Origin of the sequence: Thermophilibacter mediterraneus (genome assembly GCF_900119385.1) — a bacterium.
In the GTDB taxonomy this organism is placed as follows: domain Bacteria; phylum Actinomycetota; class Coriobacteriia; order Coriobacteriales; family Atopobiaceae; genus Thermophilibacter; species Thermophilibacter mediterraneus.
Window position 1 is genome coordinate 93,022 of sequence record NZ_FPKO01000007.1, and the last position, 23,569, is coordinate 116,590.

Genomic DNA, 23,569 nt, shown 5'->3' on the forward strand with positions numbered 1-23,569 from the left:
CGCCTCCGCCCGCGCGTTCTTCTCGCCCGCCGCGGCGAGCCACGCGTGACCCGAGCCGCGCCGGGCGGATGCCCTCATCCGCCCGGCGCCCCTACGTAGGAAGACGAGTTGAAGGGGGTGGCTATGGCTAGAACCCAGAGCGCCGAACTTGACCGCAAGAAGCTCCTGGCCGATCCCATCATGATCACCACCATCGTGGTGCTGATAGCGTTTCTGACGCTGTTCATCCTGTACCCGCTCGCGATTCTTCTGGTGGACAGCTTCATCACGGAGCGAGGGCCGAGCCTTGAGGTCTTCGAGCGCATCTTCCAGATGCACACGTTCACCACCGCGATCACAAACACGCTCTCGGTGGGCCTGCTCGTGAGCGTCGCCTCGGCGCTCGTGGGGCTGCTGTTCGCCTACGTCGAGGTGTACGTGAAGCTGCGCACGCGGTTCCTCTCGGGACTCTTCAAGGTCGTCTCGATGCTGCCGGTGGTCTCGCCGCCGTTCGTGCTCTCCCTCTCGGTGATCATGCTCTTCGGCAAGTCCGGCATCGTCACGCGCTACCTGCTCGGCATCTACGACAACTCCGTCTACGGCTTCTGGGGCATCTTCGTGGTCCAGACGCTGACGTTTTTCCCCGTGTGCTACATGATGCTGCGCGGCCTGCTCAAAAACATCGACCCGTCGCTGGAGGAGGCCGCGCGCGACATGGGCGCCAGCCGCTGGAAGGTCTTCACGTCCGTCACGCTGCCGCTCGTCCTGCCGGGACTCGGCAACGCGTTTCTCGTCACCTTCATCGAGTCGATCGCCGACTTCGCCAACCCCATGATCATCGGCGGCTCCTACGACACGCTCGCCACCACGATCTACCTGCAGATCACGGGCGCCTACGACAAGGAGGGCGCCGCCGCGATGGCCGTCGTGCTTCTGTGCATCACGCTGCTCATGTTCATCGTGCAGAAGTACGTGCTCGAGGCCAAGAGCACGGCCACGCTCACCGGCAAGGCCTCCCGCGCCCGCATGCTCATCACCGACCGCTCCGTGACGCTGCCGCTTACCATCCTGTGCGGCGTCATCGCCGTCTTCGTGGTCGTGATGTACATCTGCGTGCCGTTTGGCGCCCTGTTCAAGACGTGGGGCTACGACTTCACGCTCACGCCCAAGTGGTTCATCCAGGTCTTCGAGCGCTACCACGGCCTCGAGGCGTTCCGCGACTCCTTCGTGCTGTCGCTCATAGCCGCTCCGATCACGGCGCTGCTCTCGATGATCATCTCCTACCTGGTGGTCAAGCGGAACTTCCGCACCAAGGGCTTCATCGAGTTCGTCTCGATGCTCGCCATGGCCGTGCCCGGCACGGTCCTCGGCGTCGGCTTCATCCGCGGCTTCTCCGCGGGCGTCTTCCGCACCGGGTTTCTCCAGGGCCTCTACGGCTCGGCCGCGATTCTGATCATCGTCTTCATCGTGCGCTCGCTTCCCACCGGCACGCGCTCGGGCATCTCGGCGCTGCGCCAGATCGACAAGTCCATCGAGGAGAGCGCCTACGACATGGGCGCGGACAGCTTCACGGTCTTCCGGACGGTGACGCTTCCGCTCATCAAGGACTCGTTCCTCTCGGGCCTCGTGACCGCGTTCGTCCGCTCCATCACGGCCATCTCCGCGATCATCCTGCTCGTGACGCCGCAGTTCTTCCTCATCACGGTGCAGATCAACGAGTTCGCCGAGAAGGGCTCCTACGGCATCGCGTGCGCGTTCGCCACGATTCTGATCGCGATCACCTACGGCTCGGTTCTTCTCATGAACCTCGCCATCAAGCACTTTGGGACCAGCAAGTACACCGAGGAGGCTTAAGAGCATGGCTAAGGAGAGAAAGGGCGTGCGCCTGGAGCACGTCTCCAAGATCTACCAGGACCCCAAGACCAAGAAGGACTTCTACGCGGTCCACGACGCCAACATCGACATCGCCCCGGGCGAGTTCGTGACGCTGCTGGGCCCCTCCGGCTGCGGCAAGACCACCATCTTGCGCATGATCGCCGGCTTCGAGAGCCCCGACGAGGGCGAGATCTACCTCGGCGGTGAGCCCATCAACGAGCTCACACCCAACAAGCGCGACACGGCGATGGTCTTCCAGAGCTACGCCCTGCTGCCGCACTACAACATCTTCGACAACGTCGCCTACGGCCTCAAGCTCCGCAAGATGCCCAAGGACCAGATCTCCGAGAAGGTCCACGCCATCCTCGCCCTGGTGGGCCTGGAGGGCATGGAGGACCGCATGACCAACCAGCTCTCGGGCGGCCAGCAGCAGCGCGTCGCGCTCGCGCGCGCCCTCGTGCTCGAGCCCGGCGTGCTGCTCTTTGACGAGCCGCTCTCCAACCTCGACGCCAAGCTGCGCGTTGACATGCGCAACGAGATTCGTCGCATCCAGCAGCAGGCCGGCATCACGGCCATCTACGTCACGCACGACCAGTCCGAGGCCATGGCGCTCTCCGACAGCATCATCGTCATGAAGAAGGGCGTGGTCGACCAGATCGGCGACCCACACACGGTCTACTACCACCCGGTCGACGAGTTCGTCGCCGACTTCATCGGCGAGTCCAACTTCCTGCGCGGAAGCCTTGCCGAGAAGGACGGCGAGTCGGGCGTGGCCACGATCGAGGGGCGCGCCGTGGAGGTCGCGAGCGTGGGGCACCTCTCGGTGGGCGACCCGTGCGTGCTGGTGCTGCGTCCCGAGGCGGCGCGCCTTGCCGACGAGGGCGTGCTGCCGTGTCGCGTGACGCTGTCGCGCTTCATGGGCAACTACCAGAACTACCAGGTCATGGTTGGCGACACGCTCGTCAAGATCACCGACTTCAACCCCAAGAACCACAAGATCTACGAGGTGGGCGACGAGGCGTTCGTCGCCTTCACGGCAGACGACGTGCACGTGCTGTAGCGGGCGGGGAGCCCCGTCGCGTCGTCGCGCGCGGTCGGGCGGGGCGTCCCGTCGCGTCGGCCAGCCCCCTTGCCGCGGGCCGCCCTCATTCTCCGGGGCGGCCCGCTCTTCGTGCGCGGACGCCGTCCCCGCCCGTCGAGGGGGCTCCGTCGGCCGAGCCGTTCGCGGCCCGGCATTCCCCGGACTGCCGCGCGCTTTGCTACGTTGGGCCCGTGCCCGTGGGGGGCAGCGGACTCGCGAGGAGGGGATGAGGATGGAGCTCGAAGGCGGCGCGGGGCTGCGGGCGCCTCGAGTGGTGGCGCCTCGACTGGAACGAGCCGAAATCCGGTTCTACCTCGGCCTCGACGTGCGGGTTGCGGACGGTCCGGAGTCCAAAACCATCCGCAGTCGGCACGTATTTGAGGCGCGTGCGGCTTGCGGTCGAATTGGACCTAGAAAACGTCCACAACCAGCATGTCCCCGAGGCACGTGCGGGTTGCGGACGCTTTCCGGCACCAGACCGACCGCAACCAGCACGCTCGCTGCCGCCGCGCTCGTCGTCCCGCCGGCTGCCGAGAAGAACCCGCGCCCGCGGGGCTACCCCTCGAAGCCGACGTCCTCCAGGAGCGCCGACCCGTCGGCCGCGCTCGTGGCCAGCTCGTCGCAGCGCTCGTTCTCGGCGTGCCCGGCGTGGCCCTTGACCCAGACCCACGTCACGTCGTGCGGCGAGGCGGCGGCGATCAGGCGCTCCCAGAGGTCGACGTTCTTCACGGGCTGCTTGCTCGCGGTCTTCCAGCCTCGCCGCTGCCAGCCGGCGATCCAGCCCTTGTTGAACGCGTTGCACACGTACTGGGAGTCCGTCGTCATCGTGACCGCGCACGGGCGGCGCAGCGCCTCGAGCGCCGCGATCGCGCCCATGAGCTCCATGCGGTTGTTCGTGGTGCGACGGTACCCCGCCGAGATCTCGCGCTCGTGGGCGCGCCCGTCCGGGCCCGTGTAGCGCAGCACGGTCCCGAAGCCGCCCGGCCCCGGGTTTCCGCGCGAGGAGCCGTCGGACCAGGCCATGACGGAAAACTTGACAGATTCCCCCGTCCCCTCTGTCAGGTTCGTGCCGCCTGCGGCCCGGGAGAAGTCGCTCCAGCTCGCCATTACTTCGCCTCCGCCCAGTTGGAGCCGTAGGAGACCTCGGCCACGAGCGGCACCCTGAGCTCCGCCACGCCCTCCATGGTCTCGCGGACGAGCGTGCTCACGGCCTCGACCTCGCCCTCGGGCACCTCGAGGTCCAGCTCGTCGTGGATCTGCAGCACGAGCCGGGAGCGCAGGCCCTCCTCGACGAGGCGCGCGGCGACGCGCACCATCGCGATCTTGATGATGTCGGCCGCGGTGCCCTGCATGGGGTGGTTCATGGCCGTGCGCTCGCCAAAGGCGACGAGCTGGCGGTTCTTCTGCCTGAACTCCTTGATGTGGCGCTTGCGCCCGTAGAGCGTCTCGGCCCAGCCGCGCTCGTGCGCCACGCGCACCGCCTCGTCGAGAAACGCCCGCACGCCGGGGTATGCCTCGAAGTAGCGGTCGATCATCTCCTGCGCCTCGGCGCGGGGAATCTTGAGCGAGCTCGCGAGGCCGAACGCCTGCTGCCCGTAGACGATGCCGAAGTTGACCGCCTTGGCGCGGCTGCGAAGCTGCGGAGTGACCTCGTCCACCGGAACGCCGAAGACGCGCGCCGCCGTTGCCGCGTGGAAGTCCGCGCCCTCGCAGAAGGCGGCGATCAGGTGCTCGTCCCCGGAGAGGTGGGCCAGGAGGCGCAGCTCGATCTGCGAGTAGTCGCAGGCGAGAAACACGTGGCCCTCCGGCACCGTGAACGCCTGGCGCACGCGATGCCCCAGCTCGGAGCGGGTGGGGATGTTCTGCAGGTTGGGGTCGGAGCTCGAGAGGCGCCCGGTCGCCGTGACCGTCTGGTTGAGCGTGGTGTGGATGCGCCCGTCGCCGGCGACGAGCGCCGGCAGCGCGTCGAGGTAGGTCGACTTGATCTTGGCGCGCTCGCGGTACTCCAGGACGTCGGCCACGATCTCGTGGTCGCGCGCGAGGTCCCCGAGCACCTTGGCGTTGGTCGAGTAGAACCCGCGCTTGGTGCGCTTGAGTCCGTAGGTGGGAAGGCCCAGCACGTCGAAGAGCACGTGGGAGAGCTGCTGGGGCGAGTCGACGTTGAAGCTCTCGCCTGCCTCGGCGTGGATCCTCTCGACCATCTCGGAGATCTCGGCACCGAGCTCGGCGGACTGCGCGGCGAGGATGGCCGTGTCCACGCCGAGCCCCTCGCGCTCCATCTGGGCGAGCACGGGCAGGAGGGGCATCTCCATCTCGTCGAAGAGGCGCGCGGAGCCGTCCTCCTCGAGGCGCCCGCGCAGCACGGGCACGAGGCGCAGGACGCTCGCCGCCTCGATCGCCGCGGCGGGGACGTCGTCGGTGGGGGAGGGGAGCACGTCGCTCAGGTACGACTCGGCGAGCTCGCGGACCGCGAAGCTCCCGCGCTCGGAGTCGAGCAGGTAGGCGGCCACGCCCACGTCGAAGATGCGCCCGGGGTCGACCTCGCGAGCGTCGACGGCCGCCGGCAGCGACGAGTCGGCGGGGCAGGCCACGTGGACGAGCGCCTTGACGTCGCCCGCGGCGAGGCGCCCCTCGCGCAGCAGGCGCGCGAGCGCGTCGTCGGCCTCGTCTCCCTCGAACCGGCAGAGCCGGTCCCCGACGGCCGCCCACAGCACGTGCGAGAGCCCGAAGAGCGCCCCGTCCGCGCGGTCGTCGTCGATCGCGCAGCCGATCCAGTCCCCGGCGCGGAGCGCCTCGTCGAGGGCGGCGCGCGCCTCGTCGCCCGCGAGCGGCCCGCCGAGCTCGACGGTGGAAGCCGCCCCCGCGGCGGCGCCGTCCTTCTCGCCCAGGGCCTCCCGCGCGGCGGCCACGGCCCCCTCGCCGCCCAGGCGCACGAGGCGGCTCGTCATGCCGGTGAAGCCGAGCGCGGAGAACGCCCGGGCGACCTCGGCGGCGTCGAAGGTTGGGAAGCGCGCGTCGTCGAGGTCGAGCTCGATCGGAGCGTCCGTGCGGATCGTTGCCACCCGGCGGCTCACCAGCGCGTCGTCGATGTGGGCGCGCAGGTTCTCGCCCATCTTGCCCTTGACCTCGTCGGCGTGTGCGATGACCTCGTCGAGGCTGCCGTACTGCACGATGAGCGCGGCGGCCTTCTTGGGGCCGATGCCCGGCACGCCGGGGATGTTGTCGGAGGAGTCGCCCTTGAGCCCGTAGAAGTCGGGGACGAGCTCGGGCGTGATGCCGTGGTAGAGGTCCTCGACCGTCGCGGGGTCCATGATCGCGACGTCCGTGACGCCCTTCTTGGTGGAGACCACCTTCACGCGGTCGGTGGTGAGCTGGTACATGTCTCGGTCGCCGGTGAAGAGCAGCATGGTGTACCCGGCGGCCTCGCCGCGGCGGGCGAGCGTGCCGAGGATGTCGTCGCCCTCCCAGCCCTCGAGCTCGGCGACCGGCACGTCGAGCGCGCCGAGGAGCTCCTTCACCATGGGGAACTGCTCGCGCAGCGCCGGGTCCATCGGCGGGCGCTGGGCCTTGTACTGCGGCAGCATCTCCATGCGCACGCGCGGCTTGCCCCTGTCGAAGGCGCAGATCACGCCGTCGGGGCGGAACGTGTCCACGAGCTTGATGAACATGTTGAAGAAGCCGAAGAGCGCGTTGGTCGAGCGGCCGTCCGGCGCCGTCATGGGCTGGCGGATTGCGTGGAACGCGCGGTGCATGAGCGAGTTGCCGTCGATGACGGCGATGGTGCGGGTGGCGGTGCTCTCGGTGGTCTCGGGCATGAGGTTCCTCTCGTCCGTGTGTCCGCCCAATTGTAGGCGAGAAGGACGGGCGGGGTGCGGGGCCGACCCAGGGGCGAGCTCTTCTCGTCCCACGTCCTCCCAAACCTCACAGGTAGTCTTTCTATTCTCGTTATAACATTATGTACATAAGCCAGAAATTGACGAAAGAACCACTACCTGTGAGGTTCTGGCGCGGCGGGCGGCTCACCCTGGCCCGCCGGCGGCCTGCGCGCTGCCCCAGCGCGCCCCGCGTACTTCTCGCCATGAAATCGCAGCGCGCCTGCAACGTAAACGCCCCGTGAGCTTCACGCTGGGGCAACGGTCGTGAAATAATGGCGCCGTAGAGTATTCCGCCGTAAGCCACACGCCAAAGACGAAAAGGGGCGCACATGGGCAAGGACAAGGTCTCGCAGGAGTTCGGCAGCCTGCTGTTCACGGACGCCGTGATGCAGGAGCGGCTTCCCAAGCCGACCTACAAGGAGCTCCGTCAGGTCATCGACGACGGCAAGCCGCTCGACCTCGACATCGCCAACGAGGTCGCGCACGCGATGAAGGAGTGGGCGCTCGAGAAGGGCGCCACGCACTTCGCGCACTGGTTCCAGCCGCTCACCGGCATCACCTCCGAGAAGCACGACAGCTTCCTCACGCCGATCAACGACGGCACGGTCCTCATGTCCTTCTCGGGCAAGGAGCTCGTCCAGGGCGAGCCCGACGCCTCGAGCTTCCCCTCGGGCGGCCTGCGCGCGACCTTCGAGGCCCGCGGCTACACCGCCTGGGACCCCACGAGCCCGGCCTTCATCAAGGACGAGGTGCTCTGCATCCCCACCGCCTTCGTCTCCTACACCGGTGAGGCGCTCGACAAGAAGACGCCGCTTCTGCGCTCGCAGGTGGCCCTCGAGGCGCAGGCCAAGCGCGTGCTGGCGCTCTTCGGCCGCGAGCCCAAGCGCGTGTTCACCACGATCGGCCCCGAGCAGGAGTACTTCCTCATCAAGGAGGAGGACTACGAGAAGCGCCCCGACCTCATCTACTGCGGGCGCACGCTCTTCGGGTGCGAGCCGGTCAAGGGCCAGGAGCTCGAGGAGCACTACTTCGGCGCCATCAGGCCCACGGTCAACGAGTTCATGAAGGAGGTCGACGACGAGCTCTGGAAGCTCGGCGTGCCGGTCAAGACCAAGCACAACGAGGTCGCCCCGGCCCAGCACGAGCTCGCCCCGATCTTCGAGCAGGGGTCGCTCGCCATCGACGACAACCTCCTCACGATGGAGGAGCTCAAGCTGCTGGCCACGCGCCACGGCCTCGCCTGCCTCGAGCACGAGAAGCCGTTCGAGTACGTCAACGGCTCCGGCAAGCACAACAACTGGTCCATCTGCGCCGATGGCAAGAACCTGCTCGAGCCCGGCGACGTGCCCTCCGAGAACCTGCAGTTCCTCGTGTTTCTCGCCGCGCTCGTGGCCGCCGTCGACGAGCACGCCGACCTGCTGCGCATGAGCGTCGCCTCCGCCGGCAACGACCACCGTCTCGGCGCCAACGAGGCGCCGCCGGCGATCATCTCCGTCTTCCTGGGCGACCAGCTCCACGCCATCGTGGAGGCACTGATCAACAAGGAGGAGCCGGAGGTCCACGAGGCCGAGCGCATGGACCTGGGCGTGCCCGCGCTGCCCGACCTGCTGCGCGACTCCACCGACCGCAACCGCACCTCGCCCTTCGCCTTCACGGGCAACAAGTTCGAGTTCCGCATGTGCGGCAGCCAGCAGAACCTGGCCGACCCCAACGTGGTGCTCAACACCGCCGTGGCCGAGCAGTGCGACCGCTTTGCCACCAAGCTCGAGGGCAAGACCGGCGACGAGTTCACCAACCTGGCCCTTCGCTGGGTGCGGCACACCCTGCGCGACCACCAGCGCGTGCTCTTCGAGGGCAACGGCTACTCCGAGGAGTGGGAGGCCGAGGCCGAGCGGCGCGGCCTGCCCAACCTCAAGTCCACCCCGGACACGCTCGCCTGCATCACCGCCCCCGAGACCGTGGCCTTCTACGGCAAGTACCACGTCCTGAACGAGGCCGAGCTCCACGCGCGCTACGTCTCCAAGGCCGAGCAGTACGCGAAGCTGCTCAACATCGAGGCGAACACCATGGTCTACATGGCGCGCCACCTCTACCTGCCGGCGCTGTTCGACTACTCCGGCGACATCGCGAGCTCGGTTGCCACCAAGGCCGAGATCGGCATCGAGAGCCCCGTCGAGAAGGAGCTCGTGCGCACGCTCACGGACGGCATCTCCGCCATCCACGAGGCGACGGCCGACCTCGAGGCCAACAACTCCGCGGCGCACGCGGTCGAGGACCCGCAGGAGCAGTGCTTCGCCTACCGCGACACCGTCCTCCCCTCGATGGAGCACCTGCGCGAGTGCGTGGACGCCATGGAGAAGGTCTGCGGCGCCGAGTACTGGCCCGTGCCCACCTACAACGAGATGCTCTTCTGGGTCTAGGCGCCCTCATCTCCCAGCGAGAAGAACCTTGCGTCCCGACCGCCGCCCCGTGGGCCCGCTCGGCCCTCGGGGCGGCGCTGTGTCGCGCGGGTGTGCGGGCGGGGCCACGCTGGGTTGGAGCTGGGGTCACGGTGCGGCTGCGGGCGCGCGTGCACGCGAAAAGGTTGCGATTGGGTAGTCCCCGCAGAAAGGGGTGCGATTGGAAACCCCCCGGAGGGGTCCGCGATTGGGAAGTCCTGCCGGAAGGGGCCGCGATTGGGTAGCAAGTTTGATGTTGGCCGCCCGCTTGCATCAAACATGCTACCCAATCGGTGGGAGGAGCTGACAAATCTGGGGGTTCGACGGTTCTTCTCGACCGCTTGGGGCCTCTGAACATCAATTGTTATACCCAACCGAGGGGGTTTCCTCGCAAAATCGCTACTCTGGGCGACGCGACCGAGGGCAAATACCCAATGGGAGGGCTTCTTTGACAGCGGGGGCGGCGACCGGCGGGACGACTACCCAAAGGGACGCGTTTTATGATGGCGGGCCAGCGGGCGGCAGGGCATGGGGGCGTTCCGGCGACCGCCTCGGCCTGGGCGCGCTACCCCTCGTCGCCCAGGCGGCGCACGAGCTCGGGGAGCTCTTGGGCGAGGCGCTCCATCGACCCGCGCCACACGGCCCCGCGGGGCCTCGCGTGCCCCACGTAGGCGGTGCGCAGCCCGCAGTCGGGGCGCGGCAGGTCGCGGGAGGCGTCGTTGCCGACCATGAGGCACTCCTCGAGGCGCACGCCCAGCTGGTTCGCGAACTCCTGGTAGTAGCGCGCGCTCGGCTTGCAGCGCGTGGAGTTGTCGATGGTCGAGATCAGGGCGAAGTCGTCGACGTGGACGCCCGCCCACTCCATGCGGGCGCGGTCGCACGCGAGCGAGAACGTGGGGTTGGTCGCGAGGGCGCAGACGAGCCCCTCGGACCAGACGGCGTCGATCGCCCGACGGGCGCCCTCGACGGGCCGGGCGGACACGATGCCGCCCGAGAAGGTGGGGACGACCTCCCGCTCGTAGCAGTCGACGAGGTCGTGGACGACGGGGTCGTCGAGCGGGATGCCGCAGCCGCGGAAGAACGTCTGGTTGAAGAGCTGCGCGTTGGTGAGCGAGTCGCTGCGGTCCTGGGCGTCGATGGCGAGGAAGCTCCGGGCGAAGGGGAGCGCGAGCGCGGCGGGGCTCGTGCGCGCGGCGTCCGCGAGCAGCCTCGACGCCCCCGCGACGTAGCGCAGGATGAACGCGGAGAGGTTAAGGCGCAGCAGCGTGTCGTCAAGGTCGAAGAGCACCGCTTTGATCACGGGTGAGCCTCCGGACGTCGTCGTTGGTGGAGCGGGTCTGAGAAAATAATAAATACCCAGCCGCGGCGCTTGAAATACACACGCGAAAAACGCTACTCTATCCTCCGTGTGGGCACAGGGCCCGCACAAACGTATCTGTCGGCCCCCGAGAGCATGTAAGTTTCCACGTAGACGCCACGATTCTAGGCACTGCAGGCAGCGACCATGACGACCGGGGCCCCGTTTCTCGAAAGGGGTCCACCTTTGAGTGAGATTCAGAACTCGTCCATCTTCGCGCTGGATGACATCTCCGACGAGGAGATGAACAACCTCATCGACGGCACCGTGACCGACTTCGACGAGGGCGACCTCGTCACCGGCACCGTCGTGAAGCTCGAGCGCGACGAGGTCCTGCTTGACATCGGCTACAAGTCCGAGGGCGTCATCCCGTCCCGCGAGCTCTCCATCCGCAAGGACGTCAACCCGGCCGACGTCGTCGCCATGGGCGACGAGATCGAGGCGCTTGTCCTCCAGAAGGAGGACAAGGAGGGCCGTCTCGTCCTCTCCAAGAAGCGCGCCGAGTACGAGCGCGCCTGGAACGCCGTCGAGGAGAAGTTCAACTCCGGCGAGACCGTCGAGGGCGAGGTCATCGAGGTCGTCAAGGGCGGCCTGATCCTCGACATCGGCCTGCGCGGCTTCCTGCCCGCCTCCCTCGTCGACCTCCGTCGCGTCAAGGACCTCAACGCCTACCTCGGCACCCGCATCGAGGCCCGCGTCATCGAGATGGACCGCAACCGCAACAACGTCGTCCTCTCCCGTCGCGTCGTCCTCGAGGAGGCCCGCAAGGCCGAGCGCCAGGAGATCCTCTCCAAGCTGCAGGTCGGCATGCGCCTCAAGGGCACCGTCTCCTCGATCGTCGACTTCGGCGCCTTCGTCGACCTCGGCGGCATCGACGGCCTGGTGCACATCTCCGAGCTCTCCTGGAACCACGTCAACCACCCCTCCGAGGTCGTCAAGGTCGGCCAGGAGGTCGAGGTCCAGGTGCTCGACGTCGACCTCAACCGCGAGCGCATCTCCCTCGGCCTCAAGCAGACCACCGAGGACCCCTGGCGCACGCTCGTCAAGAAGTACCCCGTCGACGCCATCGTCGAGGGCACCGTCACCAAGCTCGTCACCTTCGGTGCGTTCGTCGACCTCGGCGAGGGCGTGGAGGGCCTCGTGCACATCTCCGAGATGGCCAAGCAGCACGTGGACCAGCCGTCCCAGGTCTGCTCCGTGGGCGACCACGTCCAGGTGAAGGTCATGGAGATCGACCTCGACCGTCGTCGCATCTCCCTGTCCATGAAGGCCGCCGCCGAGACCCTCGGCACCGAGGTCGAGGTCAAGCCGCTCCCCGAGAGCGACAAGCCGGCCGAGGAGAGCGAGCCCGAGGCCACCGAGGAGTAGCTCCTCGCACAATCCGATTTCTCGAGGGGGCCGTCCTTTGGGCGGCCCCCTCTTGGCACCGCGGGACAGGGGGACGGGTGGACTGTCACCGCTCCGTCCCCCTGTCACATCACAAGGAGGACCCCATGACGCATGACATCGACAAGGACCATCTGCTGGCGACCCTGCGCGAGTGCGTCGAGGTCGAGAGCCCCGTGGGCTACTACCCCGAGATCCACGAGTGGCTGCGCGAGACCCTCGGCGAGCTCGGCTACGAGATGACGGTCGACAACAACGCCACGGCCTACGTGCGCGTCCCGGGAAGAAGCGACGAGAAGACCGTGTGCCTGGGCGCCCACCTCGACACGATCGGGCTCGTGGTCCGCGGCATCAACGAGGACGGGACCCTGCGCGTCCGGCAGCTCGGCGGCATCAACTACGCGAGTATCGAGGGCGAGACCTGCCTCGTGCACTGCCGCGACGGCCGGACCGTTGCGGGCCAGGTGATCTGCAACCACCACTCCGTCCACGTGTGGGGCGAGGCGAAGACCGACGAGCGCACCGAGGACACCATGTCGGTCTCGCTCGTGGCCGACGTCAGCTCCGCCGCCGACGCGCGGGCGCTCGGCGTGGGCGAGGGGGCCGTCATCGGGATCGACCCCCACTTCGAGCTCTTCGACAACGGCTTCGTCATCAGCCGGCACATCGATGACAAGGCTGCCGTCGCCGTCCTTCTCGACTGCCTGCGCTGGCTGGCCGAGACCGGCGAGCGCCCCGCGTACGACACGCTCTTCGCCTTCCCGATCTACGAGGAGATCGGTCGCGGCGGGTCCTGGGTGCCCGACGAGGTCGACGAGTACGTCGCCTGCGACATCACGCTCATCGGCCCCGACTACGCGGGCTCGGACGAGCACAGCGTGGGCGTGATCTGCTCCGACGCGAAGGGGCCGTACGACTGGGACCTCACCAACACGCTCATCTCCTGCGCGCGCTCCGCGTGCACGCCGGGTCACTGGAACACCCAGGTCTGCTTCCACTACTCGACCGACGCCAACGCCGCGGCACTCCATGGCAACGACCTCGCCGCAGGCGCCTTCGGCATGGCCTGCCTCAACACGCACGGGCGGGAGCGCTGCCACGTCGACGCGCTCGTCGAGACCGAGCTGCTCGCCCGGGCCTACCTCATGGGGGAGGGGCGCTAGGGCCGACCTCCCGCCCGGGCTGCGTCGCTCGCGGGGCGCCGCCCGGGCGGGAGCCGCCCCGGTCCGCCCGCGCGCGGCGAGTTTTCGCGGAGAACTCGTCGGGCGTCGCGGGCGGGGTGTACGTGGCGCCCGTAACGGGTATCAGAGCAGCGTTGGCTCAGGACGGAAGGGATGACATGGCATCAGGTGACTGGCAGCGCAAGGCGGTCGAGTGGCTGAGGGGGAGGCAGGGGCCTGACGACCTTGCGGTCTTCTGCGTGAACCTCGCGATCGTCCTGGTGGTCGTGAACCTCTTCGCGCGGGTCGGCGCGCTCGGCTGGGTCGCGCTCGCCCTCGTCGCGTACGCGATGTTCCGCATCCAGTCCAAGAACCTCGGCAGCCGCTCGCGCGAGAACGCGGCGTTTCTCAAGGCGCTCGGCCCGGCCCGCCCCTGGGTCCAGAACCCGCGCGCCGCCTGGCGCGAGCTGCGGACGTACCGGCACGTGCGCTGCACGTCCTGCAAGCAGAAGGTCCGCGTTCCGCGCGGCAAGGGAAAGCTCCGCGTCACCTGCCCGAAGTGCGGGACCAAGTTCGAGGTCAAGGCCTAGGTACGCGGTCGCCTAAGGACGGGGCGAGAAGGACCTCCCAGTGGTATCGTTGTCAGGTCAAACACAACGTGCACGGGAGGTCACCTCATGTTGAGCAGAAGGAAGTTTCTCCGGGTCGCCGGCGCGGGCGCGGCGGCCCTCGCGCTTGCGGGCTGCAGCGGCGTCGCCGGGGAGGAGCCCGCGGGCGACGCCACGGACGAGGGGGCGCTCGACGCGACCGAGCCCGTCGAGGTCCGCGCCGTCGCGCTGAAGGGGCCCACCGCGATGGGGCTCGTGCGCTTCATGAGCGAGGCTGACGCCGGCGAGCTCGCCGACAACGACTACACCTTCGACATCGTTGCGTCACCCGACGAGGTGACGCCGCTCGTGGCGAAGGGCGAGGTCGACATCGCCGCCGTCCCGGCCAACCTCGCCTCCGTGCTCTACAACAAGACCGAGGGCGGCGTGCGCGCCATCGCGATCAACACCCTCGGCGTCCTCTACGTCTGCGAGCTCGGCGACAGCGTCCACACGGTGGCCGACCTGCGCGGCAAGACGATCTTCGCCTCCGGCAAGGGCTCGACGCCCGAGTACGGTCTTGCCTACGTCCTCGAGAAGAACGGTCTGACGGTGGGCCAGGACGTGACCGTCGAGTGGAAGAGCGAGCACGCGGAGTGCGTGCAGGCGCTCGCGACCTCCTCGGCAAACGCCGTCGCGATGCTGCCCCAGCCCTTCGTCACCACCGCTCAGGCGCAAAACGACCAGATCAGGGTCGCGCTCGACCTCACGGAGGAGTGGGACGCGGTCCAGACCGGTGACGAGCGCAGCTCCATGGTCACCGGCGTCGCCATCGTCCGCTCCGCCTTTGCCGACGAGCACCCTGACGCCCTCGAGGCGTTCCTCGGGCACTACGCCGACTCCGTCGAGTTCGTGAACGACAACGTTGCCGACGCGGCGCAGCTCGTGGGCGACTACGACATCGTCACCGCCGAGGTCGCGGAGAAGGCGATCCCGGAGTGCAACATCGTCTGCGTAACCGGAGACGAGATGGAAGAGCGGCTCTCGGGCTACCTCTCCGTCCTTGCCGACCAGAACCCGCAGGCCGTGGGCGGCTCCGTCCCGGGGGACGACTTCTACTACGGCGCGTAGCGCGTGTCCGGCGCTCCGAACAGGCGACGCGCGGCGGGCGGGCTCCCCGGGACCTGGGGCGCCCGCCTGCTCGCGATTGCCTTCTGGCTCCTCGTCTGGCAGCTCGCGGCGACGGCGATCGGGTCGAGAATCGTGCTCGTCGGCCCCGTCGAGGTGCTCGCCCGCCTGGCGGAGCTCGCGGGGACGGGCGAGTTCTGGCGCTCTGTCGCCACGTCGCTTAGCCGCATCGCCCTGGGCTTCGTGGCGGGCGCGCTCAGCGGCGTTGCCCTCGCGCCCGCGGCGCGGTGCTCGCGGGTCGCGCGCGAGCTGCTCGCCCCGGTGATGGGCGCGCTCAAGGCGGTCCCCGTCGCCTCCTTCGTCATCCTCGTGCTGATGTGGGTCCCCTCGAGCGAGCTCTCCGTGGTCATAGCGTGGATCATGACGATGCCGATCGTCTACACCAACGTGCTCGAGGGGATCGAGCAGACCGACCCGGGGCTGCTCGAGATGGCGCGGGTCTTCGGCATCGGTCCCGTGCAGCGGATCCGCCTCGTCTACGTCACCCAGGTGCTCCCGTACCTTCGCGCCGCGCTTTCGCTCGCGCTCGGGCTCACGTGGAAGGCGGGGGTCGCGGCCGAGGTGATCGGACTGCCCGACCTCACGATCGGAGAGCACCTCTACGAGGCGAAGGTCTATCTCGACACCCCATCGCTCTTTGCATGGACGGTGGCGATCGTCGTGCTCTCGGTCGGTCTCGAGGCGCTCGCGCGACGCGCTCTCGACGCGGCGCTGCGCAGATGGGAGGCACGGCCATGAGCGAGGGGCTCGCCCTGGCGGGCGTCAGCAAGGCATACGGTGCCCTGCGCGTGCTCGAAGACGTCACGGCGCGGTTCGCGCCCGGTCGCACGCACGTGCTCATGGGGCCCTCTGGCGCGGGAAAGACCACGGTGCTGAGGCTGCTCGCGGGGCTCGAGGACCCCGACGCGGGCCGCGTCGAGCGCCCGGTCGGCGCGAGACTCGCCATGACCTTCCAGGAGGACCGCCTCCTCGACGGCCTCACCGCGACGGCGAACATCCGCCTTCCCCTCGAGCCCCTGCGCGGCGCGCGGCTCGAGCGGGAGCTCGCGCGAGAGCGCGCGGCGCTCGAGGCGGTGGGGCTGCCTGTGGACCGCAGACCGGTGCGCGAGCTCTCCGGCGGGCAGCGAAGAAGGGTAGCCATCCTGCGGTGCGCCCTGGCGGATGCGGACGTGATGCTGTTCGACGAGCCCCTCAAGGGCATGGACGAGCGCACCGCGCGGCGGGTCAACGACTTTCTGCGGCCCCTTCTCGCGGGCCGGACGGTGCTCTGGGTCACTCACGACGAGCGCGAGGTCGCCCTTCTCGACCGACCGCTCCTGTGGACGGTTCGCGAGGGGGGCGTCCGGGGCCCGCACATGTGAGATGATAGGTGGCGCACGAATCGAAGGAGGACCCATGCACGTCATCTATCTCGCCGGGGGAATCGCCTCGGGCAAGTCGACCGTTTCCAGGACCATGAGGGAGCTCGGTGCCGAGCTGATCGACCTCGACGAGCTCTCCCGCGAGGCGCTCGGCCCCGGGTCGCGGATTCTGCCCCAGATCAGGGCGGAGTTCGGCGACGACGTCATCAACCCGGTGGGCGGCGTGCGCCGCGACCTGCTCGCCCAGCGCGCCTTTGCCTCGACGGAGCGCACGGTCACGCTCGAGGAGATCGAGCTCCCGCTGATCGACGAGCTGCTCCGGGCCCGCGTCGCCGCCCTCGCCGAGCAGGAGAGGATCGAGCGCGAGAAGGACCCGGGCGCTCCGGAGAAGGTCGTGGTGGTGGAGGTGCCGCTGCTCGATCGGATGCGCGGCTCCTTTGACATGGCTGACGAGATCATCGGCGTGGTCTGTCCCGTGCCCGCGCGTCGGGCCCGCGCGGCGCAGCGCGGCATGGACCCTCGTGACTTCGACCGTCGCCTCCAGCAGCAGCCCTCCGACGCCTACGTGCGCGCTCACTGCAGCCACATCTTCAACAACATCCGAACCATGGACGTCTTTGTGCAGGAGGTGCGCGACTGGTGGCACGAGCGTGAGGCGCAGGGCTGGGAGAACGTTCCCAAGAGGGGCGCCAGCAGTGCCAAGGCGTAGCCGCGAGACGCGCCTGCTCCGCTGGTTTCGCGTGGTCCCCGCGCTCGTCCTGGGGCTCACGCTGGCGATGAGCGCTGGGCTCTCGGCGGCACCCGTCGAGCTTGTCAGGTCGCTTGCGTTTCCCGTCGACCACGCGGAGGCCATCGTCGCCTCGTCGGGGCGCCATGGGGTCGATCCCAACCTCGTCTGCGCGGTCATCTCGTGCGAGTCCAGCTGGGACGAGGGCGCCGTCTCCCATGCGGGGGCGATCGGCCTCATGCAGGTCATGCCGTCCACGGCCGAGAGCCTCGTGAGCCTGGGGATCGTGAGCGCGTCCGAGTTCGATCCCGCCTCGCTTACCGACCCGGAGGTGAACATCGAGTACGGCTGCGCCTATCTCGGCTACCTCCAGGACAACCTTTCCGGGCTCGATGAGGTCATCGCTGCGTACAACGCGGGAATCGGCGCGGTGCAGGGGTGGATCGCTGACGGCAGCACCATGCCCGAGGGCATCGAGTACGCTGAGACCCGCGCCTACCTCGAGCGCGTGCGCGTCGCCTACGAGGGCTACGCGAGGTGCTACCCGGACGGCATCACGGGCGCATGAGCGAGCGGTAGACGTCCGTCAGCGCGTCGTCGCGCGTGAGCTCGACGAAGGCGCCCATGAGCGGCCTCGCGGCGCTGAGGACGCCCGCGTCGACGCAGGCTCCCGCCGCCGCGCCGAGTCGCTCGCGCAGGAGGTCGACGGGGCCCGCGGGTATGCCGCCCGCCTCGAGCGCGGGCACGACGTCCTTATCGTCGAGCGGAGCGAGCCCGGGCCCTCCCGCCTCGAGCAGGTCGGCGAGCTCGTCGCGCGCCTGCGCCGCGACCTCCTCGTGGAGGGAGATCGCGCGCTGGTAGCAGGCGACGGCGAGGTCGCTCCTGCCGAGCTTCCACTCCATGAAGGCGAGGCGGTAGAAGCAGATGGACATGTCGCGGGCGGTGGAGGAGAACTCGATCGCGCGCATGAGCAGCTCGGCGGACTCGAAGATCCGCGACTGCTCCTCGAGGCACCGGACCTTGGACAGGGCGGCGTCGGGCGTCATGGGCGCCATGCGCACGAGCGCCTCGGCGTGCGCGAGGGCCTCGTCGTGACGCCCGAGCAGCCCAAGGATGCGCGCGGCGCAGGAGTGGGCGATGTAGTACTCGTCCGGCACGAGGCGCACGCGCCTGTCGTCGCCGCGGTGGGAGAGGTTGTAGCTCACGCGCTCGGGGACGGAGTTGAAGTAGCGGTAGACGCAGTCGGCGTCGTCGAGATAGATCCCCGTCTGCTCGATGGGGGAGATTGCCTGCTGGAGCGTATCCAGGGCGGTCTCGAGCTGGTCGGGCGTCACCTGGCCCTCTCCCAGCGCCCTTCGCGCCTGCGCGACGGCGGAGCCGAGGGTCCCGCCGTCGACGAAGAGCCGGGCGAGGCCGCCGAGGTCCGACACGTCCGCCGTGCCCTCGACGAGCGCGGCGCACGCGCGCTCGCAGGCCTGCGCCACCGTGAGGTCCCCGGTCTCGTCGCGAAGCGCCATGAGGCGTGACACGGCGCCCTGCGTGGTCGTCCCGAGCTCGCCGACGATGGCGTTCCACGCCGCGGCGCGCGGCGCCTTCTCCATGATGCCGAGGTCGCTGACCGTGCGGGCGCCGCACGAGGCGGCGAGCGCGTCGGTGCAGGGGGCGCCGTCGAGCTCGGGCTCCCGGTAGCGGGCGGCCGGGCTGAGCTGCTCGCCCTCGAGCTCGAGAAACGGCTCGACCGTCCTGAACCAGCCCGCCGCGTCGAGCGAGAAGCGCAGCGCGGGGTCGGAGGGCAGGCCCCGGTCGACCACGGACGCCTTTCCGGACGTCGCGGCGAGGCGCTCGAGCGCCTCGTGCGAGAGGTCGAGCGAGAGCAGCGTCTCCCGCGAGCCATGCTCGTGGCAGTTCACGACCACGCGCTCGACCCTGCGGGACGCGGCGAAGGCCCGACGCGCGAGGAGCAGCGCGAGGCGCAGCGCGTAGGCGCGCGCCCAGGCCGCCTCCGAGCGGGCGCCCATGAGAGCGAGGCAACCGGGGCGCGGCGTCACGACGCCGATGCCGAAGAGGCCCCGCTCGAGGTTTGCCTGGAAGGCCATCTCGATGCGGAAGGGGGCGGGGAGGTTCTCGACGGCGTTGGCAAAGCGCAGCCGGCATGCCCACTCCCCGTCGCCCTCGACGCCCCCGATGAGCGAGGGGACGCTCCCGGGCGCCGACTCGACGGGCCGCAGCCCCGCGATCTCGGAGAGCACCTGCGTGAGGCGCCAGGTGGGTGACATCCGCTCGGGCCAGGAGCGGCCCATGACGTCGTCGTTGATGTTGAGCGCCGCCTCGAGGGACGTGAGGCGGTCGTAGTCCCGCTCCGAGAGCTCACCGCCGGAGCGCGGGGCGAGCCACCACCGCCCGTTTCTGCGCAGCCTGATGGCGCGCACCGGGCCCATCTCCTCCCAGGAGGCGAAGCCGATTCGCCTCAGCAGGGTCGGGAGGACGCCGTAGTCCGCGGGGTCGCCGTGCGACGCGAGGTCCCGCAGGGCGAGGAGCGCGTCGTCCGCATTGACGAGCATGCCCTCGAGGTTCGCGCGCGGAGCACCCTGCGGGCCGCCCGCCGCCGCTCCCGGGGCGTCAGACGAGCTCGCGTGCTGCCCGTCGTCTGCGGGGGAGCCCTCGGCGGCGGGCCTCCGGAGCCACGGCCTGTCCGCGAAGTCCTTCTCGGTCCTCCTTCTGCGGCGCTCCGCACCGAGGTAGGCCCCCATGCCGACAAGGAGGACGACCATCCCCAGGACCCTGCCCGCGAGACGCGTCCTGAGCGGTCCGCTCTCGGTGGAGAGCACGAGGACCACGCCGAGCGCGACGGCTCCGAGCACCGGGAGCACGCTCCTCAGAGCCCCCCTGCCGGGGGCCTTCTGCCCGCGATCGCCTCGTTGCATCCGCTCCTCCTCCCTTGGTGGGTCCATTCTAGCCCAGCTCCGTTTCCGTCCGAAAGAAGATACCAGAACACTTGTTTGGTGTCTAGGAAATGGGGTACACTTGAGCCAGTCGACGAGAGGGGAGGACGTGATGGGAGAGACCGCGTCGGGGGAGCGCTTCGGCGCCGAGCTCGTGCGCTTCGGTCGCGAGTCGGGTGGCGAGCCGCTGCGCGTCGTGTCCCCCTACGAGCCCGCGGGCGACCAGCCGCAGGCGATCGAGAAGCTGGCGGACGGCGTGGAGCGCGGCCTTCGCTACCAGACGCTGCTGGGCGTCACGGGGTCGGGCAAGACCTTCACGATGGCCAAGACCATCGAGCGGCTCGGGCGTCCCACGCTCATCATGGAGCCCAACAAGACCCTTGCCGCCCAGGTGGCGAGCGAGATGCGCGAGCTCTTCCCCAACAACGCGGTCGTGTACTTCGTCTCGTACTACGACTACTACCAGCCCGAGGCCTACGTCCCCCAGACGGACACCTACATAGAGAAGGACGCCTCCATCAACGAGGAGGTGGAGAAGCTGCGTCACCAGGCGACCTCGAGCCTGCTCTCGCGGCGCGACGTCATCGTGGTCGCCTCGGTCTCGTGCATCTACGGCATCGGCAGCCCGCAGGACTACGCCGGGCTCGCGCCCAACGTGAGCAAGGACGAGCCGCTCGAGCGCGACGAGCTCATCCGCAGCCTCATCGACATCCAGTACGACCGAAACGACTACGACCTCTCGCGCGGCACCTTCCGCGTGCGAGGGGACACCGTCGACGTGTTCCCGCCCTACGCGGAGAACCCGCTGCGCGTCTCTTTCTTCGGGGACGAGGTCGAGCTCATCGCGGAGGTCGACAACGTCACCGGCGAGGTCGTGCGCGAGTTCGACGCAATCCCGATCTGGCCGGCGTCCCACTACGTGACCGAGCGCCCCAAGGTCACGCACGCCCTCGAGACCATCAACGAGGAGCTCGAGGAGCGCGTGGCCGAGCTCAAGTCCGCCGACATGCTCCTCGAGGCGCAGCGGCTGGCGCAGCGCACGAGCTATGACCTCGAGATGCTCGAGACCATGGGATACTGCAACGGCATCGAGAACTACTCGCGCCACCTCGACGGACGCAGGCCGGGCGAGCCCCCCTACACGCTCATCGACTACTTCCCCGGGGACATGCTCTGCATCATCGACGAGTCACACGTCACGGTGCCCCAGATTCGCGGCATGTACGAGGGCGACCGCTCGCGCAAGGTGACCCTCGTCGACCACGGGTTCCGCCTGCCGTCCGCGCTCGACAACCGTCCCCTGCGCTTTGACGAGTTCGAGGAGCGCGTCCCGCAGTTCATCTACGTCTCCGCCACCCCGGGCGACTACGAGGAGTCGGTCACGCAGCAGGAGGTCGAGCAGATCATCCGTCCCACGGGCCTGCTCGATCCCAAGGTCGACGTCCGGCCCGTGCGCGGGCAGATCGACGACCTGCTCGCCGAGATCAAGGACCGTGTCTCCAGGAAGGAGCGCGTGCTCGTCACCACGCTCACCAAGCGCATGGCAGAGGACCTCACCGACCACCTGCTCGACGAGGGCATCCGCGTGAACTACATGCACTCCGACACTGCCACGCTCGATCGCGTGGACATCATACGGGACCTGCGCATGGGGAAGATCGACGTGCTCGTGGGCATCAACCTGCTGCGCGAGGGCCTCGACATCCCGGAGGTCTCGCTCGTCGCCATCCTGGACGCGGACAAGGAGGGGTTCCTGCGCAACAGGCGCTCCCTCATCCAGACCATGGGTCGCGCGGCGCGCAACGCGCAGGGCGAGGTCATCATGTACGCGGACGCCGTCACCGACTCCATGCGCGAGGCCATCGGCGAGACGGCCCGCCGCCGCCAGATCCAGGAGGCGTTCAACCTGGAGCACGGCATCGTGCCGCGCACGGTGAAGAAGTCCATCACGGACGTCTCTTCGTTCATCTCGGACGCGGAGCGCACGCTCGAGGGCAAGACGCGTGACCGCCACGGCACCGGCAGCCACGGTGCCTTCGAGAGCCTCGCGGCCGCGCCCGAGGCGCCCGAGAGCGCCGAGGTGGCTCAGTCCGTTGCCGCCGAGCTCGCGGGGCTCTCGTCGTCCGAGGTCTCCGACGTCCTCGACGCCCTCGAGGAGGAGATGGAGGTCGCGTCGGAGGCGATGGACTTCGAGACCGCCGCGCGCCTGCGCGACCAGATCGTCGCCATCCGCACGCACCTCGAGGGCTCGTCGGCCGACGACGTCATCGCGCGCCTCAAGGCGGGGGCGCGCAAGGGCAGCGCGCACGCCACGCGGCGTCGCTACCGCCCCCGCAAGAAGTGACCGACCGACCCCCGCGCCCCGGCGCGGGGGAGCGCCGACCGATGAGGGAGTGATGTGATGGACGCGCTCTTCTCGCCGTCCGAGAGGAACGTCTTCGGGTACCTCTCGCGAGCGTTCGACACCTTTGTCGAGCGACCGCTCTCGGACGTGGACAGCCTCGTGCTGTCGTGCGTCTCGTACTTCCGCGTGCCGCGCGAGCTCGGGGGCGCGTGGGAGGGTGACGGGGTGAGCCTTCGCGAGCTGTTCCGCGCCGAGTACGCGGGCGAGATGACGCACGGGCTCTGGGACCCCGAGGGGCTCTCGCGCCTGCTCGCCCTTCTCGCCGCGAGCCCGCGCTTTCGGGACGTCGTCATGCGAGACCACGTCGACGACTTCAGCGTGGCGGAGGACAAGCAGTTCTCCGCCTGTACGCTCGACCTCCCCGGGGGTGGGTCGTACGTCTCGTTCAGGGGGACGGACAACACGCTCGTGGGGTGGCGCGAGGACTTCAACATGGCATTCGAGACCGGGGTCCCGTCGCAGCTCGCCGCGACGGCCTACCTCGAGCGCGCCGCGCGCCGCGCGGAGGGCCCGCTCTGGGCGGGCGGCCACTCCAAGGGGGGCAACCTCGCCGTCTACGCGGCGTGCACGTGCGACGCCTCCGCGGCGGCGAAGCTCGAGCGCGTGTTCTCTCACGACGGCCCGGGCTTCACGCGGGAGACCCTCGCGTCGGCCGGCTGGCGGGAGCGCTCCGACCTCGTGTCGAAGACCGTGCCGCGCTCCTCGCTCATCGGGATGCTCTTCGAGCAGCAGGAGGAGTACGCGGTCGTCGACTCCTCGGTCATGGGCGTGGCGCAGCACGACCCGTTCTCGTGGGTGGTCGACGGCGACGCGTTCGCTCCCGTCGAGGGCCTCGGCCGCGGCGCGGGGTTCGTGGACGAGAAGCTCAACCAGTGGATCTCGAGCATGACGCGCGAGGAGCGCGAGGGCTTCGTGGGCGCGCTCTTCTCGGTGCTCGCCGCCGGCGGCAAGGACACCTTCGCCGATTTGGGGGAGAGCTGGCAGACGGCCGTCCCCGCCATGCTGCGTGAGCTGGGAGGCCTCCCGCCCGAGCGCCGCGAGCACATCACCCGCGCGCTCTCGCTGCTCGTGCGCGCGGCAGTTCCCGGCATCGAGCTTCCCCAGCTCCCCCAGATGCCGGGGTTCGAGCCCCCGCAGTTCCCTGACCTCGTCGCGCTGCTGCCGGGTAGAATGGGTTCGGAGGAGACGAGCCCGACGACGGGAGGTTGA

At 69.1% G+C, this 23,569-nt stretch carries 17 protein-coding genes; 13 read left to right on the forward strand and 4 right to left on the reverse strand.

Features of this window, described 5'->3' with window-relative positions; translation table 11 throughout:
- The first annotated feature begins 123 nt into the window (after window positions 1–123).
- The gene (locus BQ7106_RS00465) at window positions 124–1,833 is read left to right on the forward strand and encodes an ABC transporter permease (RefSeq protein ID WP_072369624.1); all 1,710 of its coding nucleotides are present in this window, start codon (window positions 124–126) and stop codon (window positions 1,831–1,833) included.
- A 4-nt stretch (window positions 1,834–1,837) separates the two neighbouring features.
- Entirely contained in the window at window positions 1,838–2,914 is a 1,077-nt protein-coding gene (locus BQ7106_RS00470; protein ID WP_072369628.1) for an ABC transporter ATP-binding protein, read from the forward strand.
- 576 nt (window positions 2,915–3,490) lie between these two features.
- Here the strand turns inward: BQ7106_RS00470 and rnhA are convergent.
- Both rnhA and polA read right to left on the reverse strand, forming a co-directional pair.
- Window positions 3,491–3,958, reverse strand: a complete 468-nt coding sequence (rnhA, locus tag BQ7106_RS00475) for a ribonuclease HI (protein ID WP_072370526.1) — start codon at window positions 3,956–3,958, stop codon at window positions 3,491–3,493.
- Window positions 3,959–4,041: 83 nt separating this feature from the next.
- On the reverse strand, window positions 4,042–6,750 hold the full coding sequence (polA, locus tag BQ7106_RS00480; protein ID WP_072369631.1) for a DNA polymerase I: 2,709 nt from the start codon (window positions 6,748–6,750) through the stop codon (window positions 4,042–4,044).
- A 389-nt stretch (window positions 6,751–7,139) separates the two neighbouring features.
- On the opposite strand from polA, the gene BQ7106_RS00485 reads away from it, so the two are divergent.
- A complete protein-coding gene (locus BQ7106_RS00485) occupies window positions 7,140–9,230 on the forward strand; it encodes a glutamine synthetase III family protein (RefSeq protein WP_072369634.1) in 2,091 nt (696 codons plus the stop codon).
- Between the two features lie 583 nt (window positions 9,231–9,813).
- Here BQ7106_RS00485 and BQ7106_RS00490 read toward each other — a convergent pair.
- Window positions 9,814–10,548 (reverse strand): HAD family hydrolase, encoded by a 735-nt coding sequence (locus BQ7106_RS00490; RefSeq protein ID WP_072369638.1) that lies wholly within the window; start codon window positions 10,546–10,548, stop codon window positions 9,814–9,816.
- 243 nt (window positions 10,549–10,791) lie between these two features.
- Here BQ7106_RS00490 and rpsA point away from each other — a divergent pair, with 243 nt between their 5' ends.
- The 8 genes from rpsA (at window position 10,792) to BQ7106_RS00530 (ending at window position 17,582) form a co-directional block, all read left to right on the forward strand.
- Window positions 10,792–11,973, forward strand: a complete 1,182-nt coding sequence (rpsA, locus tag BQ7106_RS00495; protein WP_072369641.1) for a 30S ribosomal protein S1 — start codon at window positions 10,792–10,794, stop codon at window positions 11,971–11,973.
- Between the two features lie 125 nt (window positions 11,974–12,098).
- On the forward strand, window positions 12,099–13,154 hold the full coding sequence (locus BQ7106_RS00500) for a zinc-binding metallopeptidase family protein (RefSeq protein ID WP_072369644.1): 1,056 nt from the start codon (window positions 12,099–12,101) through the stop codon (window positions 13,152–13,154).
- 176 nt (window positions 13,155–13,330) lie between these two features.
- Window positions 13,331–13,741: a zinc ribbon domain-containing protein gene (locus BQ7106_RS00505; RefSeq protein WP_072369647.1), complete on the forward strand. Its 411-nt coding sequence runs from the start codon at window positions 13,331–13,333 to the stop codon at window positions 13,739–13,741.
- Window positions 13,742–13,828: 87 nt separating this feature from the next.
- A complete protein-coding gene (locus BQ7106_RS00510) occupies window positions 13,829–14,869 on the forward strand; it encodes an ABC transporter substrate-binding protein (RefSeq protein ID WP_072369650.1) in 1,041 nt (346 codons plus the stop codon).
- Between the two features lie 3 nt (window positions 14,870–14,872).
- Window positions 14,873–15,664 carry an ABC transporter permease gene (locus BQ7106_RS00515; protein WP_072369653.1) on the forward strand — a complete coding sequence of 264 codons (792 nt, stop codon included), beginning with the start codon at window positions 14,873–14,875 and terminating at the stop codon, window positions 15,662–15,664.
- Window positions 15,661–16,287, forward strand: coding sequence for an ATP-binding cassette domain-containing protein (locus BQ7106_RS00520; protein WP_072369656.1), 627 nt, complete (start codon window positions 15,661–15,663; stop codon window positions 16,285–16,287). The genes BQ7106_RS00515 and BQ7106_RS00520 overlap by 4 nt, the downstream gene beginning before the upstream one ends.
- A 34-nt stretch (window positions 16,288–16,321) precedes the next feature.
- Window positions 16,322–16,996 (forward strand): dephospho-CoA kinase, encoded by a 675-nt coding sequence (gene coaE / locus BQ7106_RS00525; protein ID WP_072369659.1) that lies wholly within the window; start codon window positions 16,322–16,324, stop codon window positions 16,994–16,996.
- Window positions 16,983–17,582 carry a lytic transglycosylase domain-containing protein gene (locus tag BQ7106_RS00530; RefSeq protein ID WP_072369662.1) on the forward strand — a complete coding sequence of 200 codons (600 nt, stop codon included), beginning with the start codon at window positions 16,983–16,985 and terminating at the stop codon, window positions 17,580–17,582. Before coaE ends, BQ7106_RS00530 begins: the two co-directional genes overlap by 14 nt.
- Here the strand turns inward: BQ7106_RS00530 and BQ7106_RS00535 are convergent.
- Window positions 17,569–19,938 (reverse strand): tetratricopeptide repeat protein, encoded by a 2,370-nt coding sequence (locus BQ7106_RS00535; RefSeq protein ID WP_129583750.1) that lies wholly within the window; start codon window positions 19,936–19,938, stop codon window positions 17,569–17,571. The two genes, BQ7106_RS00530 and BQ7106_RS00535, sit on opposite strands and share 14 nt — an antisense overlap.
- A 130-nt stretch (window positions 19,939–20,068) precedes the next feature.
- On the opposite strand from BQ7106_RS00535, the gene uvrB reads away from it, so the two are divergent.
- Both uvrB and BQ7106_RS00545 read left to right on the forward strand, forming a co-directional pair.
- A complete protein-coding gene (gene uvrB / locus BQ7106_RS00540; protein WP_072369668.1) occupies window positions 20,069–22,300 on the forward strand; it encodes an excinuclease ABC subunit UvrB in 2,232 nt (743 codons plus the stop codon).
- Window positions 22,301–22,357: 57 nt separating this feature from the next.
- On the forward strand, window positions 22,358–23,569 hold the full coding sequence (locus BQ7106_RS00545; RefSeq protein WP_072369670.1) for an Mbeg1-like protein: 1,212 nt from the start codon (window positions 22,358–22,360) through the stop codon (window positions 23,567–23,569).

Bases quoted from the DNA above. Each gene is read 5' to 3' on its own strand.
- rnhA (WP_072370526.1), bottom strand. From the start codon at position 3,958: ATGGCCTGGTCCGACGGCTCCTCGCGCGGAAACCCGGGGCCGGGCGGC.
- BQ7106_RS00520 (WP_072369656.1), top strand. From the start codon at position 15,661: ATGAGCGAGGGGCTCGCCCTGGCGGGCGTCAGCAAGGCATACGGTGCC.
- BQ7106_RS00470 (WP_072369628.1), top strand. From the start codon at position 1,838: ATGGCTAAGGAGAGAAAGGGCGTGCGCCTGGAGCACGTCTCCAAGATC.
- BQ7106_RS00535 (WP_129583750.1), bottom strand. From the start codon at position 19,938: ATGCAACGAGGCGATCGCGGGCAGAAGGCCCCCGGCAGGGGGGCTCTG.
- BQ7106_RS00500 (WP_072369644.1), top strand. From the start codon at position 12,099: ATGACGCATGACATCGACAAGGACCATCTGCTGGCGACCCTGCGCGAG.
- BQ7106_RS00465 (WP_072369624.1), top strand. From the start codon at position 124: ATGGCTAGAACCCAGAGCGCCGAACTTGACCGCAAGAAGCTCCTGGCC.
- BQ7106_RS00485 (WP_072369634.1), top strand. From the start codon at position 7,140: ATGGGCAAGGACAAGGTCTCGCAGGAGTTCGGCAGCCTGCTGTTCACG.
- polA (WP_072369631.1), bottom strand. From the start codon at position 6,750: ATGCCCGAGACCACCGAGAGCACCGCCACCCGCACCATCGCCGTCATC.
- BQ7106_RS00505 (WP_072369647.1), top strand. From the start codon at position 13,331: ATGGCATCAGGTGACTGGCAGCGCAAGGCGGTCGAGTGGCTGAGGGGG.
- BQ7106_RS00510 (WP_072369650.1), top strand. From the start codon at position 13,829: ATGTTGAGCAGAAGGAAGTTTCTCCGGGTCGCCGGCGCGGGCGCGGCG.
- uvrB (WP_072369668.1), top strand. From the start codon at position 20,069: ATGGGAGAGACCGCGTCGGGGGAGCGCTTCGGCGCCGAGCTCGTGCGC.
- BQ7106_RS00545 (WP_072369670.1), top strand. From the start codon at position 22,358: ATGGACGCGCTCTTCTCGCCGTCCGAGAGGAACGTCTTCGGGTACCTC.
- coaE (WP_072369659.1), top strand. From the start codon at position 16,322: ATGCACGTCATCTATCTCGCCGGGGGAATCGCCTCGGGCAAGTCGACC.